This window comes from Paraburkholderia sp. J11-2, assembly GCF_905220185.1.
GTDB lineage: Bacteria > Pseudomonadota > Gammaproteobacteria > Burkholderiales > Burkholderiaceae > Paraburkholderia.
Map to the genome: position 1 here is coordinate 19,346 of NZ_CAJMYY010000040.1, position 12,767 is coordinate 32,112.

Annotated in this window: 14 protein-coding genes; 4 read left to right on the forward strand and 10 right to left on the reverse strand. The window is 67.2% G+C overall.

Annotated elements, in window-relative coordinates; translation table 11 throughout:
• The first annotated feature begins 69 nt into the window (after window positions 1–69).
• On the forward strand, window positions 70–405 hold the full coding sequence (locus U5A57_RS36990) for a hypothetical protein (protein WP_321916822.1): 336 nt from the start codon (window positions 70–72) through the stop codon (window positions 403–405).
• Window positions 406–494: 89 nt separating this feature from the next.
• Window positions 495–1,091, forward strand: coding sequence for an alpha-ketoglutarate-dependent dioxygenase AlkB family protein (locus U5A57_RS36995; protein ID WP_321916824.1), 597 nt, complete (start codon window positions 495–497; stop codon window positions 1,089–1,091).
• A 135-nt stretch (window positions 1,092–1,226) separates the two neighbouring features.
• Here the strand turns inward: U5A57_RS36995 and mdcH are convergent, their stop codons facing one another.
• From mdcH to U5A57_RS37035, 8 genes are read right to left on the reverse strand one after another with little or no spacing between them, the layout of a single operon-like run.
• Window positions 1,227–2,165, reverse strand: coding sequence for a malonate decarboxylase subunit epsilon (gene mdcH, locus U5A57_RS37000; RefSeq protein ID WP_321916828.1), 939 nt, complete (start codon window positions 2,163–2,165; stop codon window positions 1,227–1,229).
• Window positions 2,162–2,839 carry a malonate decarboxylase holo-ACP synthase gene (locus U5A57_RS37005; RefSeq protein WP_321916830.1) on the reverse strand — a complete coding sequence of 226 codons (678 nt, stop codon included), beginning with the start codon at window positions 2,837–2,839 and terminating at the stop codon, window positions 2,162–2,164. The genes mdcH and U5A57_RS37005 overlap by 4 nt, the downstream gene beginning before the upstream one ends.
• The gene (gene mdcE, locus U5A57_RS37010; RefSeq protein WP_321916832.1) at window positions 2,839–3,654 is read right to left on the reverse strand and encodes a biotin-independent malonate decarboxylase subunit gamma; all 816 of its coding nucleotides are present in this window, start codon (window positions 3,652–3,654) and stop codon (window positions 2,839–2,841) included. The genes U5A57_RS37005 and mdcE overlap by 1 nt, the downstream gene beginning before the upstream one ends.
• On the reverse strand, window positions 3,651–4,532 hold the full coding sequence (locus tag U5A57_RS37015) for a biotin-independent malonate decarboxylase subunit beta (protein ID WP_321916834.1): 882 nt from the start codon (window positions 4,530–4,532) through the stop codon (window positions 3,651–3,653). The genes mdcE and U5A57_RS37015 overlap by 4 nt, the downstream gene beginning before the upstream one ends.
• Entirely contained in the window at window positions 4,529–4,831 is a 303-nt protein-coding gene (locus U5A57_RS37020) for a malonate decarboxylase subunit delta (RefSeq protein WP_321916836.1), read from the reverse strand. Before U5A57_RS37020 ends, U5A57_RS37015 begins: the two co-directional genes overlap by 4 nt.
• A complete protein-coding gene (locus U5A57_RS37025; protein ID WP_321916838.1) occupies window positions 4,819–5,775 on the reverse strand; it encodes a triphosphoribosyl-dephospho-CoA synthase in 957 nt (318 codons plus the stop codon). The genes U5A57_RS37020 and U5A57_RS37025 overlap by 13 nt, the downstream gene beginning before the upstream one ends.
• Before the next feature lie 6 nt (window positions 5,776–5,781).
• Window positions 5,782–7,455, reverse strand: a complete 1,674-nt coding sequence (gene mdcA, locus U5A57_RS37030) for a malonate decarboxylase subunit alpha (protein WP_321916840.1) — start codon at window positions 7,453–7,455, stop codon at window positions 5,782–5,784.
• On the reverse strand, window positions 7,439–8,242 hold the full coding sequence (locus U5A57_RS37035; protein ID WP_321916898.1) for a GntR family transcriptional regulator: 804 nt from the start codon (window positions 8,240–8,242) through the stop codon (window positions 7,439–7,441). The genes mdcA and U5A57_RS37035 overlap by 17 nt, the downstream gene beginning before the upstream one ends.
• A gap of 217 nt (window positions 8,243–8,459) precedes the next feature.
• Here U5A57_RS37035 and U5A57_RS37040 point away from each other — a divergent pair, with 217 nt between their 5' ends.
• The gene (locus U5A57_RS37040) at window positions 8,460–9,761 is read left to right on the forward strand and encodes an MFS transporter (RefSeq protein ID WP_321916842.1); all 1,302 of its coding nucleotides are present in this window, start codon (window positions 8,460–8,462) and stop codon (window positions 9,759–9,761) included.
• A gap of 19 nt (window positions 9,762–9,780) precedes the next feature.
• Here U5A57_RS37040 and U5A57_RS37045 read toward each other — a convergent pair whose 3' ends face one another.
• A complete protein-coding gene (locus U5A57_RS37045) occupies window positions 9,781–10,707 on the reverse strand; it encodes a DMT family transporter (RefSeq protein ID WP_321916843.1) in 927 nt (308 codons plus the stop codon).
• A 149-nt stretch (window positions 10,708–10,856) separates the two neighbouring features.
• On the opposite strand from U5A57_RS37045, the gene U5A57_RS37050 reads away from it, so the two are divergent.
• Window positions 10,857–11,726 (forward strand): LysR family transcriptional regulator, encoded by an 870-nt coding sequence (locus tag U5A57_RS37050; RefSeq protein WP_158759449.1) that lies wholly within the window; start codon window positions 10,857–10,859, stop codon window positions 11,724–11,726.
• On the opposite strand, the gene U5A57_RS37055 is transcribed toward U5A57_RS37050, so the two are convergent.
• Window positions 11,714–12,763, reverse strand: a complete 1,050-nt coding sequence (locus U5A57_RS37055) for an ABC transporter ATP-binding protein (protein WP_321916846.1) — start codon at window positions 12,761–12,763, stop codon at window positions 11,714–11,716. The two genes, U5A57_RS37050 and U5A57_RS37055, sit on opposite strands and share 13 nt — an antisense overlap.
• Between the last annotated feature and the right edge of the window lie 4 nt (window positions 12,764–12,767).

Consider the following 12,767-nt stretch of genomic DNA (forward strand, 5'->3'; position numbering starts at 1 on the left):
CGGCCTCTGCGATGGACTATGCTCGAAATGAGGCCCGCGCTGTTTCGGGCGCTCTGGGGGAGACGGATCATGAAAGGCATCCGGCCAGTCACACATGGGCTGCACGAAGGGTTGCATGGTCGTCACGTCGGGCACGAGGGCAGCCATGTCATGCTGCCGATGGTTGGGCTCTCGATCATGGCCATCGCGCTGTATATCGCGGTCAAGCACATCGATATCATCGATATTGGCCGAAGCGCGTTGTTCGACGTCGTGATGGTGTTCGTCGCGCTCGGTATTGCGGGCATGTTCGGCGTGCTGGGGGCCTGGCTGCGATCTCGCACCACCGATGAGCCGGCAGAAGGCTTCTGCTTCGTCGGCGCGCTCATTGGCGCGGTGGTTTTCTACGTCGCGCTGCTCACCTGATTCGCTATCCTGCGGGAAGCGAGGGCGCACGGCGGCGGGGACCGCGCCATGCGAAACTGCACGTTTCCCGCTCGATTCAAGCATTCTCGATGTTCGATCTTTTCGACGATACGCCGGCCCCCGACGTGGCGTGGCATCCGTCATGGCTCGCGCCTCGCGCGGCCGCCGAGGCGCTCGCGCGCATCATTGCCGAGGCCGACTGGCGTCAGGAACGCATTCGCACGCCCGGCGGCTGGGTGGACCAGCCACGCCTCACCGCCTGGCAGGGCGACGAGGGTGCGGTATACATCTATTCAGGCATCCGAAATATTCCCCAGCCGTGGACGCGCCAGGTCGCCGAACTGCGCGACGCCATTTCTGCGCTTTGCGGCGTGCGCTTTAACAGCGTGCTGCTCAACCGCTACCGCATGGGCACCGACAGCATGGGCTGGCACGCGGACCACGAACCCGAACTCGGCCCCGAACCGGTGATCGCTTCGCTGAGCCTCGGCGCGACACGGCGCTTCGACTTGCGTCACAACGCGACGGGCGTGGTGCGCTCTTTCCAGCTGACGAGCGGCAGTCTGCTCGTGATGCAGGGCAAGACACAGGCGCAGTGGCGGCATCGCGTGCCGAAAGAGCCTGCCGTGACTGGCGAGCGCGTCAACCTCACGTTTCGCGTGGTAACGCCCGGTTTGCGGAAGTAGGCTGCGAGATCGTGTTGGATGGGTGATCAATTGCCGATTTTCGACGCGGCGACGACTGTTCGGCGCGCGGCTTCGCGTTTAAAAGAAAATAAGAATTTATGCGCATAAACGCCGTGGTCGGCGTTGGCATGGCTTTCAGGCGTCGTCGCCTAGCCGCCGCCGCACGATCGCGACGAGCCGCTCCAACGGCAAACCTGAGCCTGCGAGCGCCGCCACTTCGGGATACTGCTCACGGGCGATGTCTGTGAGCACCTGGCCGGGGGGCGCCTCTACCAGCACGCTGGCGCCCGACTCGATCATGACCGTGAGCGCGTCGTACCAGCGCACCGTGTAGCGCATGTTGGTGGCGAGATCGGCGCGGATCGCGTCGGCGCTGTAGAGCGGCCGGCCGCCGCGATTGTCCACGTAGACGCCACGCGGCGCGCGAAACGGTATGTCTCGCGCCCACTCGGCGAGCGTCTCTGCAGCATCGGCCAATAGTTCGCAATGCGAAGGAACAGCTACTGCCAGCCGTTGCGCCTTGCGCGCGCCGGCGGCGAGCGCGCGGGCCGCGAAGGTTTCGAGGGCGGCATCGGCGCCCGCCACGACGATCTGGCGCGGCGCGTTGACGTTCGCCACGTACACCTGCTCGCCGCCCTCACGCGCATACGCGCCCGCGAGCGTTTCCACCTGAGTCTCGCTCAATCCGGCAATGGCCGTGAGGCCATAGCCCGAGGGCCACGCGCTTTCCATCAGCTCGGCGCGTTTGCGCACCATATGCAGCGCGTCGCCGAACGCCAGGGCCTCGCAGCTTACGGCGGCCGCATACGCGCCCACGGAGAGCCCGGCGCTGAACTGCGGCGCGAGGCCTTCTTGCGCGAGCGCGCGTGCGACGGCGACGCCCGCGACCGTGAGGCCGATCTGAACGGCGACCGTGGAGCGCAAGGCGTCGTCGCTATCGAGCGTGAGGACGTCGAAGCCAAGTGCAGCCGACGCCTCGTCGAGCGTGGCCCGCACCGCGTCGTGCTGCGGCAGTTTGTGGAGGAAGCCTGTGCTTTGAGCGCCCTGGCCGGGAAAGAGCAGGGCGAGCGTCATGGCGTGTGCCAAGGGTCGGCGACGAGTTGCGCGCCGCTCGAAGCGCGCGCCAGCACGCGTGGCTTGTGCGCCGCGAGTTCGGCGAGCGCGACGCCGCCCGCGGGCGTTTCGAGTTGCGCGTCGATGCGCGTGCCGCCGCGGCTGGCGGCTTGTGCGAGGGCTTGCGCGAGCGAGTCGATCGCCGCACGCGAGATGCGTTGCGGCAGGCGAATCAGGATGTCGAGATCGCTCGAGGCCGTGAGGGTGGGCACGCCCGTGGCGAGCTCGAAACCGGCGCTGCCCGTTGGGCCCCAAACATGATTGCGCAACGGCGCGGCGGAGGTGCGCAGGGTTGCTAGCGCGATGAACGCAGGCAGCGCGCGCCGTGCGCGCAGGGGATCAACGTCGAGAAGATGCTCTGGGCTCGAATATGATTCGATATCCTCAATATTGACCCACGTTCCGAAACGTTCCGAACGCACGCCGCCGCGCACACCCACGGCCACGAAGCCCTCCGCCGCGCATGTGCGCCGCACGACAACCCAAGGCGCGCGAGCAAGCGCGCCGCGCACCCAATCCGGTTCATTGTCGCCGTGCGCGAGACGCGCGACGCACAGCAGGTCGTGCGGGCGCCAGCGCGCGTCGTCCCCACGTGGCGCATCAGCAGCGAACGGCGGGGCGGCGCACACGCGCATCAGCTAGCGTCCCACTGTTGCGCGAGGCGCTTGCGCACCTCGATCGACGCCGCGCGCGTCCGCTGCGCCGACTCGCCCTGCAACCGATGCGCGAGACCGCTCTTGTCGCCGCGCGCTTCGCGCACCTTCTGCGCAAGCACATCGCGCACGCGAGCGATCTGCGCGTCGCTGGGCGCGTCTGCGTCGACGCCCTCGATCAGTTCGTCGAGCAGACCGAGCTTCGCAAACGACGCCATCGAATACGACATCGGCACGATCTTTTCGCCGAGTGCGTCGAGGTCCTCCACGCTGCGCCGCGTCACGCGCGCCGCGGCTTCCTTGCCCATGGCGTGCACCATCGTACCGGGCGCGTCGAGCGCGACGATTCGATTGGCCTGGTAGCCATGGGCGAGGAACGCACCCGACATCGCGGGCCCGACGATCAGCGCCACCACGGGATGCCCGGCGAGCCGCGCGCTCGCATAGGCGTCCACGGCGGAGGCGCAGGCCAGGTGAATGCCGAGCATCTCCTCGCGATAGCCATAGGCCTGACTCTTCACATCGACGATGGCGATGATGGGGCGGCGCTTGCCGCTTGCGGCGTCTTCGGCAATCGCTTCGCGCACGGCCTTCGCGAGAAGCCAGCCTTGTTCGAGGCCCACCACGTTGTCGCGTGCGCGCGGGAAACGGTTCGCAGGATCGGGCACAACGGTGATGAAGCGCGCGGCCTCGTCGTCGAGCGGCGCATCGGCATATTGCACGCATGCGCCTTGCGTTTCCGCGCCCGCGAGGGCGCGCAGCCAGCGTGCGCCGCGGCTCGTCGTCGTATCGTTCATGCGTTTTCTCCGCTCAGGTTCAGGGGCGAAGCGGTAAACACCGCACGCATCGTTTCGGGGGTGACGCTGGCGGGATCGATCTGCGCGAGCTTCGCGAGCGTGCCGTCGACATTCGCCGATCGCGGCGTGTGTGGCGCGCCTTGTGCAAACGCCGCGCGCACGGCGGCGCGCACATCGTCCACGGCATCGTCGACGAGCGCATCGGCGAAACCCGTCTCTGCACGCTGCTCTCCGCCGATCAATTGCCACACCTGGCGGCGGTCGCTCGAATCGAGTTCCTCGATGCCGGCTTCCTGCTCGATCACCTCCGGACCATTCATGCCGAGGCGGCCTTGCTTCGTCATGACGAGCGTCGAACATAGCGCAGCCGCGAGCGACATGCCGCCAAAACAGCCCACCATGCCCGCGATCACGCCAACCACGGGAACGTGCTTGCGCAACGCGACGATGGCCGACTGGATCTCCGCAATCACCGCGAGGCCGAGATTCGCTTCCTGCAGGCGCACGCCGCCGGTTTCGAACAGGATGACGGGCCGCATGATCTTGCCGCGCTCGCAGTCGGCGAGCGCCAGTTCGAGTGCGGCGGCGATCTTGCTGCCCGACACTTCGCCGATACTGCCGCCCTGGAAGGCCGATTCGATTGCGGCCACCACGGCGGGCTGGCCGTCGATCGTGCCGCGCGCGATCACCGCGCCGTCGTCGGCCTGGCAGACGATGCCCTGCAGCGGCAGCCACGGCGATTCGATACGGTCGAACGGCCCGAGCAGTTCGCGAAACGTGCCCGCGTCCAGCACAGCGCTCGCGCGTTCGCGCGCGCTCAATTCGATGAAGCTCTCGCGCAGCAGCGCACCGGGCGTCAGTTGATTAGCGCTGCTCATGACTGCGCTCCCTGTGCCGCCTCTACGGCTTCTGCGAGCCGCAGCGCCACCACGCCGGGCGTGGCGCCGAAGTCGTTGATCTCGATGAGCGCCGCGCCGTCATAGCGCGTGAAGAAGCGGTCGAGCACGCTCTTCCAGATGTGGCTGTAGCCGTCCACGCTCGTATGCACGACCACGCGCGCCTGCATGTCGCTTGCGGGCTGCAGCAGCACCTCGAGATCGCCCGAGCCCACCACGCCCACGTGAGCGCGCGTCGTCACGGCGCGTTGCGCCGGATAGTCGAATGTCAGTTGTTCCATGAAACCGTCCTTCCGCCCATGCGGTGCTGAACCAGTTTGTCGATGAAAAGCGTCGCGGCGAGCAGATCGGCCGCACCACCCGGCGATGCGTTGAGTGCGAGCAGCGCGCGTTCTAGCGCGTCGAACGCGGCACGGCCGGCTTGCGTGGCGACGCCACCCGCATCGCGCACGCGCTGCGCGCCCGCTTGCGCGGCCTCGCGCCCGGCGAGTCCCGCGCGGTGCAGCACGCAGGTGTCGTCGAGCGAGGCCATGATCGCGAGCAAGGCGTCCACGCGCGCGTGGGCTTCGTCGTGGCCTTGCGCGCGAGCGGCCTGCAGCGCGGGCAGGCCCACGCGCGCGACGTGCGGAAAGCCTTCTTGCGCTTCGCTGCGTGCACCGCCCACGTTGTAGCGCTGGCGCACGCGTTCCCCGTTGCTTTGCACGGGTTGTGCGAGCAGGTCGTCGTAGCGCGAGATCTGCGCAGCTGTCTCGCAGATATGTGCGGCATGCGCCCACGCGCTGTCGCTGCCTTGCGGTGTATGCACGATCGCCGCGCCGGCCACGAGCAGCCCGACGATCCAGATCGCGCCGCGATGTGCATTGCTGCCTTGCGTCGCGCGCATCATCGCGGCTTCGCCGGCGCGGCCGATGCGCGCGAGATCGGTGCGCAATGTCACGCCCGGCGTGGCCCCGCGCGAAGCGCGCGCGAGCGCTTCGAACGTGGGTTCGAGCGCGTGCGCCGAGCGCAGCATGGTGGAGAGATCGAGATCGTTGTGCGCGCCACTGCCGCGTGCGTCCACGAGCGCGGGCTTCGGCGTGAGGCGCGCCTCTTCGATCAGCGCGTCGCGGGCCAGGCGTGCGAGCAGCGCTTCGGAGCAGGGCGCTTGCGAAGCGTCAGCGTAGGCAACGCGCCGCGCAAGGCCCGCCGAGCCCTCGGCAAGCACGGTAGAAGGAAGCGTGCGCATCGCCGCTTACCAGCTGCGGAAACGCGCAGGCGGCGTGTAGAGTCCGCCCGACCACGTGACCAGATCGTCGATGCTGCGCGCCGCGAGCAGCGAGCGCTTGGCCTCGCCGCGCAGAATGCCGAGGTCCTCGGGAAACTGCACAATGCCGCGGCGGCGCAGTTCGTCGGTTTTCTGCTGCTGCGCGCGCAGGCCGATGGGCGTCACGCCCGCCACGGCCGCGAGCGCGGCGCGGCGCTCGTCGATGCCCTCTGCGCGATGCAGGTGCGCAATGCCCTCTTCGGTCACGACGTGGCTGACATCGTCGCCGTAGATCATGACGGGCGCGACGGGCATGCCGCTCTTCTGGCCCACGGCGATGGCGTCGAGTTCGTCCACGAAAGTCGGCTCGCCGCCTTTCTTCCAGGTTTCCGCCAGTTGCACGACGAGCTTTTGGCCGCGCGAAACGGGTCCGTTGTCCTTGAGCAGCTTGAGCCACGCTTCGCTCGCATGGCGCCGCCCGCGCGGATCGTGGCCCATGTTCGGCGCGCCGCCAAAGCCCGCGAGCCGCCCGCGCGTGACGGTGGAGGAATTCGCGTCCGCGTCGATCTGCAGCGTCGAGCCGATGAAGAGATCCACGGCGTATTGCCCCGCGAGCTGGCACAACACGCGGTTCGAGCGCAGGCTGCCGTCGCTGCCGGTGAAGAACACATCGGGGCGCGCGGCGATATACGCTTCCATGCCCACTTCGCTGCCGAAGCAATGCACGCTTTCCACCCAGCCCGACTCGATGGCGGGAATCAGCGTGGGGTGCGGATTGAGGGTCCAGTTGCGGCAGATCTTGCCCTTGAGACCGAGCGACTCGCCATACGTGGGCAGCAGCAATTCGATCGCGGCGGTGTCGAAGCCAATGCCGTGATTGAGCGCAGTGATGCCATAGGGCGCGTAAATGCCCTTGATGACCATCATCGCGGTGAGCACCTGCAAGTCGCCAATGTGACGCGGGTCGCGCGTAAAGAGTGGCTCGACCGCGAACGGGCGGTCGGCCTGCACGACCACGTCGACCCACGAGCCGGGAATGTCCACGCGCGGCAGTTCATCGACGATTTCGTTCACCTGAACGATCACGATGCCCTGGCTGAATGCGGCAGCCTCGGCGATAGTGGGCGTGTCTTCGGTATTCGGGCCGGTATAGAGATTGCCATGACGGTCGGCCTTTTCGGCGCACAGCAGCGCGACCTGGGGAATCAGGTCCACGAACATGCGCGCATACAGCTCCACATAGGTATGGATCGCGCCCACTTCGAGCTGGCCGTCTTCGAGCAACTGCGCGACGCGCAGGCTCTGCGGCCCCGCGAACGCGAAGTCCACCCGGTGCGCAATGCCGCGTTCGAACAGCGTGAGATGCTCGGGACGGCTGATGCTCGAAATCAGCAGATGAACGTTGTTGACCTTGGCCGGATCGGCCTTTGCTAGCGAGCGCGAGAGGAAGTCGGCCTGCTTCTGGTTGTCGCCTTCCAGCGCGACGCGGTCACCTGGACGGATCAGCAGTTCGAGCGCATCGGTCATGCGGGAGGCGGGCAGGACGCCGTCTTCGAGCCAGCCGGAAATGGCGGCGAGGCGGCGGGCCTTTTCGTCCCGGCGCGTAGTCCACGAGCGTGGCGCGAGGTCAGGCGAGGTTGGCGTATCAGCTTGAGGCTTCATCGGCAGTTCGGCTCCGTGAGCGGGAAGAGGCGGCGCGCGGCTTGGCGGCGGCAGTGTGTGCCGAAGGCGGCACTGAAGTTGCCACCGAGGTTGCCACTGCAGGAAGCGCGGCGCGCTCGGTCAGGAAACGGTAGATGAGTTCGCCCGTGCCGAGCAGGTGCTCGGCCACGAGCTTTTGCGCGGTGGGCACGTCGCCGCGCTTCACGGCGGCAAGAATTTCGGTGTGCTCACTATCGGATTCACCCTTGTATTCGGGAAAGCCGAATTTCAGGCGCAGATAGCGTTCTCCGCGGCGATGCAGCGCGGTGAGCATCTCCATCAACTGGGGGCGGCCGGCAGGCGCGTAGAGGCTCATGTGAAACGCCTCGTTGCGCGCGACGTAGAGCGACGGATCGCGTTCGCGTTTCGCGGCGGCGGCCAGCGCCGTCACTTCGCGCAGCGTCGCGCTCGTGTGATTCGGAATGGCGAGGCCGAGCGCGAGGCTTTCGAGTGCGGAGCGGATCTCGTAGATCTCGCGCGCTTCGTCGGCGGAAAGCGAGGCCACGCTCGCGCCCTTGTTCACCTCGATCTTCGCCCAGCCTTCGCTCGCGAGCTGGCGCAGCGCCTCGCGCACGGGGATTGCGCTGACCGAAAAATGCCGCGCGATCGCGTCCTGACGCAGCGGCGCGTCGGGCGCGAGCTTGCCCTCGACGATCGCGCTGCGCAAGGCGTCGGCGATCATGCGCGAGGTGCTGGTGCGGGGCGCGGCTGCGCCTTCCAGGGGAAAACCATTCGTTGCGTCGCTCATGAGATCACATATTATATATAAAACGACCAAGGCGAAAGCCTCGAAAACCCGCAACACGGAAACACCAGATTCACTATAGACGGGTAAGAAGAACGGGGGCTTACAGGGAGTTCCTGAACACGGCCGGCACTGTCGCGGCCTGCATTTCCGCGTTTCGCGGCGCGCGTGCGCATCCTGCTGCGCGTGCTGGCGAGGCATCAAAGGAGAGAGGAGCATCATGAATTCGATTACCGGGTCCGCGGGGCGAACTCGCACCAAGACACCGCTCAACCGGTCGCAGATCGCCGGTTTCTGGGGCGCCTGGGCAGGCTGGACGCTCGACGGGATGGACTCGTTCATCTACGCCCTCGTGCTCACGCCCGCGCTTACGGAGCTGTTGCCGCGCTCGGGCTATGAGGCGAGTGCGGCGAACATCGGGCTTGCCGGCTCGATCCTGTTCGCGCTCTTCCTCGTGGGCTGGGGCCTGTCGTTCATCTGGGGGCCGCTCGCCGACCGCTTCGGCCGCACGCGCGTGCTGGCCGGCACCATCTTCATGTTTGCGATCTTCACGGGACTTGCGGCCACCGCGCAGAGCGTATGGTCGCTCGGCTTTTATCGCTTTCTGGCGGGCGTGGGCATAGGTGGGGAGTGGGCGCTCGCGGGCACTTACGTGGCCGAATCGTGGCCCGAAGACCGCCGCAAGATGGGCGCGGGCTATCTGCAGACCGGCTATTACGCTGGCTTCTTCATTGCGGCCGCGCTCAATTACACGGTCGGCGTGCATTTCGGCTGGCGTGCCATGTTCCTCACGGGCGCGGTGCCGGTGGTGGTGGCGATTCTCGTGCTCACGCGCGTGGAGGAACCGGCGAAGTGGCAGAAGTCGGAGGCGAGCCATGTGCATCGGGGCCGTCCGCTGCGTGAAATCTTCGGCGACCTCTATCGTCAGCGCACCGTGGTGGCGTGCGCGTTGCTGACCATCGCGATCATCGGCTTGTGGGCAGGCGCGGTCTATGAACCGTCCGCCGTGATCCAGCTTGCCACGAAGGCGGGTGCGAACAAGGCCGAGGCGATCCGCACGGCTTCGATCGCCACGGGCATCCTGTCGATCGGTACGATTCTTGGTTGCCTCGCGTTGCCGCCCATGGCCGAGCGAATCGGCCGCCGATGGACGCTCGCCGTCTATTTCGCGGGCATGGCTGTGACGATCGCGGCAAGCTTCGGCTGGGCGTTCTACCTGGAGAACGGGCTCGTGCCGTTCATCGCGCTGCTCTTCGTACTGGGCTTCTTTGGCGGCAACTTCGCGCTCTTCAGCCTCTGGCTGCCCGAACAGTTCGAAACGCGCGTGCGCGCCACGGCGTTCGCGTTCTGCACGTCGTTTGGCCGCTTCGTGGGTGCGGGCGTGAACTTCCTGCTTGGCGCCGCAGTGCTGCGCATGCACACGCTTGGCGTGCCGGTTGCGCTCACGGCGCTGGCCTTCGTGCTCGGACTCCTGATCATTCCGTTTGCGCCGGAAACGAAGGGTCAAACGCTGCCTTCGTAACCTCAGTGCGGCGCGTTGATCAGCGCCGCGCCTTCACGAGCCTCGGCGGCAACAGGCGCCAGCCGAGATTGACGCCGAGGCTCGCCGCCACGATCAGAACCATACCCGCAAGCTGCGGCACGCTCAGCGCGCGGCCGTAGACGATCGCATCGACGGCGATCGCGGTGAGCGGATACACGAACAACAGCACGGCGATCACGGGCGTGGTCAGCATCGGCAGCGCGCCGTAGATCAGCACGTACGAAAGCCCCGTGTGCAGCACGCCCATGCCCACGAGCCAGCCCCATTGCGTGGCCGAGATATGCGCGAGTTCGAGCGGAGCAAAAAACGGCGCGATGAGCGGCAGGCACACCGAACCCACCACGCATTGCGTAAGCGTCAGCAGATGCGGGCGAAAGTTGCGCAGGCTCTTGGCGATGAGCGTGACGCTCGCATAGAGCACCGAGCCGCCCAGCGACTCGCCAATGCCGATCATGTAGCTCGTGCGGTCGGCCACATGGGTTTCCGCAAGCACGCCGGAAGCGAGCACGAGCCCCACGAATGCAATGCCGATCCAGCCCAGCCGGTCGGCGCCGAGCCGCTCGTGAAAGAGCGCCGCACCCATCAGCACGACCCAGAACGGCTGCACATGGAACACGACCGTTGAAACGGCGATGCTCGTGCGATGGATCGCGTCGAAGAAGGCCACCCACTGCGTGACCATCAGCACGCCAGAGATCACCGCGAGCGCGAGCGTGCGGCGCGTGAACTGCCGCGGCGAGAGCCAGCCCTTGTAGGCGCAGTACGCGGCGAGCGCGAGCATGCCGAAAAAGCAGCGGAAGAACACGAGCGTGAGCGCGCCGAGGCGTGCCTCTTCGACGAACACGCCGATCGTGCCCATCAGGAGGCCGCCGCCCGCGAGCATGAGGACGCCTTGCTGGCGGTTGCCGTGATGTTCGGATTGCATGGCCGGAGCGGGGGAATCGAAAGCGGGTTGGGGACATGTCAGTATTCGCCAGTTGCGGGGCGCGGGCAAACGAATTAAATTGAAGAATTCCATCAACGCAGCTTATGAATGGTCACCGCAGGCCATTCTTTGCCTGACGCGCCCCGCGTATGAACCCCGAATTCGACATCGATTTGTTGCGCACCTTCGCCGCCGTGGCGGACGCGGGCAGCTTCACGAAGGGCGCCGTAGCCGTGCATCGCTCGCAGGCGGCCGTGAGCATGCAGATCAAGCGGCTCGAGCAGATGCTCGGCACCACGCTGTTCACGCGCGACACGCGCAATCTCGCGCTCACGCGGCCCGGCAACACGCTGCTCGAATATGCGCGGCGCGCGCTCGATTTGCAGGAAGAGGCATGGGCGGCGCTGGTGCGGCCCGAGGTGACGGGGCGCGTGGTGCTCGGCGCGCCCGACGACTACATGGCGTCGCTGCTTTCGCCGGTGCTGCGGCGCTTTTCGACCCTCTATCCGCACGTGGAGATCGAGATCGTCTGCGCGCAGAGCGTAGCGCTTGGGCCGATGCTCGCGGACAACAAGATCGACATCGCGTTCGTCACGCGCGACCGCAAGATGCGCGGCGAATTCGTGCGGGCCGAGGAGATGGTGTGGGTGGGGTCCGCCACCGACCCCGCGCCGCTCGCCATGTCGCCGCTGCCGGTGGGGCTCTACGAGCATGGCAGCGTGGCGCGTGCGCATACCGTGGCGGCGCTCGATGCCGCCCACATCCGCTACCGCGCCGCGTATAGCAGCGCGAGTTTGATGGGTTTGACGGCGACGGTGGAGGCGGGCATCGCGATCGTCGCGCTCACGCGTTGCAGCGTGCCGTCGCGTTTCGCGATTCTCGGCGAGGCGCAGGGCCTGCCAAAGATTGAGCCGCTGGAGATCGTGGTAGCGCGCAGCGTCAAATCGAATCGCCCGACGTGCGACTACCTCGCGCAGCAGATGGTGCAGGACCTTTCGGTGCCGCGTCAGCGCGGGTAGACGCTCACTTCGCCGCCCACCGCGAGCCGCACGCGCTCGCCTTCGCGTGGCGTGCGATAGCCGGGCACGCGCGCACGCACCGTTGCGGGCGCATCGATCAGTTGCAGCGTGAGCGCGGCGTCCTGGCCCTGGAAAGTGATGGCGCTTACCACCGCATCGAGCGCGCCGTCGCGCTGGGCGGCTTCGGGCAGCACGTCGATCTGCTCTGGGCGCAGCATGACGTCCACGGCGCCTTCTGCGCCATACTGGTCTTGCTGGATCGGCAGCGTGCCGAGCACGCAATGCGCGAACCCGTTGGCCACCGTACCCGGCAGCAGCACCGCTTCGCCGATGAAGGCCGCGAGTTCGCGCGTGGCCGGGCGGCGATAGAGCATTTGCGGCGGCCCGCTTTGCAGCAGTCTTCCGCGCCACAGCACGGCGACCTCGTGGCCGAGCGAGAGCGCCTCGGCCTGGTCGTGCGTGACGAGCACGGCGGTCGCGCCGGCGGCGGCGAGCGCGCGCGCCACGGCTTCGCGCGTTTCGACGCGCAGCGCGGCGTCGAGCGATGAGAACGGCTCGTCGAGCATCACAAGGCCGGGCGACGGCGCAAGTGCGCGGGCGAGCGCCACACGCTGCTGCTGGCCGCCCGACAGCTGTTGCGGCGCGCGCGATGCATAGGATTCCGGAAGACCGACGAGTTCGAGCAATTCGGCCACGCGATGACGTGCGCGGCGCTGCGCGCGCGGCAGGCCGAACACGATGTTCTCGGCGACCGTGAGGTGCGGAAAGAGCGCGCCTTCCTGCGGCACATAGCCGATATGACGCTGCTCGGTCGGCAAATGCAGCCGGTCGCCGGCCACGCGGCGGCCGTCGATTTCGATCGTGCCGGCGTCGGCGCGCTCGAAGCCGCACAGCACGCGCAGCAGCGTGGTTTTGCCACTGCCCGAAGGCCCGAGCAGCGCGACGAGCGAACCCGAACGCACGGAAAGGTCGATGCCGTGCAGAACCGGATGGCCGTCGAAGGCCTTCTGCAGGCCGGAAATGCGAAGTGTGCTCATGGTC

Coding starts and splice junctions, on each gene's coding strand:
- mdcH (WP_321916828.1), bottom strand. CDS start 2,165: ATGACGCTCGCCCTGCTCTTTCCCGGCCAGGGCGCTCAAAGCACAGGC.
- U5A57_RS37025 (WP_321916838.1), bottom strand. CDS start 5,775: ATGCGCACGCTTCCTTCTACCGTGCTTGCCGAGGGCTCGGCGGGCCTT.
- U5A57_RS36990 (WP_321916822.1), top strand. CDS start 70: ATGAAAGGCATCCGGCCAGTCACACATGGGCTGCACGAAGGGTTGCAT.
- U5A57_RS37055 (WP_321916846.1), bottom strand. CDS start 12,763: ATGAGCACACTTCGCATTTCCGGCCTGCAGAAGGCCTTCGACGGCCAT.
- mdcE (WP_321916832.1), bottom strand. CDS start 3,654: ATGAACGATACGACGACGAGCCGCGGCGCACGCTGGCTGCGCGCCCTC.
- U5A57_RS37015 (WP_321916834.1), bottom strand. CDS start 4,532: ATGAGCAGCGCTAATCAACTGACGCCCGGTGCGCTGCTGCGCGAGAGC.
- U5A57_RS37005 (WP_321916830.1), bottom strand. CDS start 2,839: ATGCGCGTGTGCGCCGCCCCGCCGTTCGCTGCTGATGCGCCACGTGGG.
- U5A57_RS37050 (WP_158759449.1), top strand. CDS start 10,857: ATGAACCCCGAATTCGACATCGATTTGTTGCGCACCTTCGCCGCCGTG.
- U5A57_RS37035 (WP_321916898.1), bottom strand. CDS start 8,242: ATGAGCGACGCAACGAATGGTTTTCCCCTGGAAGGCGCAGCCGCGCCC.
- U5A57_RS36995 (WP_321916824.1), top strand. CDS start 495: ATGTTCGATCTTTTCGACGATACGCCGGCCCCCGACGTGGCGTGGCAT.
- U5A57_RS37040 (WP_321916842.1), top strand. CDS start 8,460: ATGAATTCGATTACCGGGTCCGCGGGGCGAACTCGCACCAAGACACCG.
- U5A57_RS37045 (WP_321916843.1), bottom strand. CDS start 10,707: ATGCAATCCGAACATCACGGCAACCGCCAGCAAGGCGTCCTCATGCTC.
- mdcA (WP_321916840.1), bottom strand. CDS start 7,455: ATGAAGCCTCAAGCTGATACGCCAACCTCGCCTGACCTCGCGCCACGC.
- U5A57_RS37020 (WP_321916836.1), bottom strand. CDS start 4,831: ATGGAACAACTGACATTCGACTATCCGGCGCAACGCGCCGTGACGACG.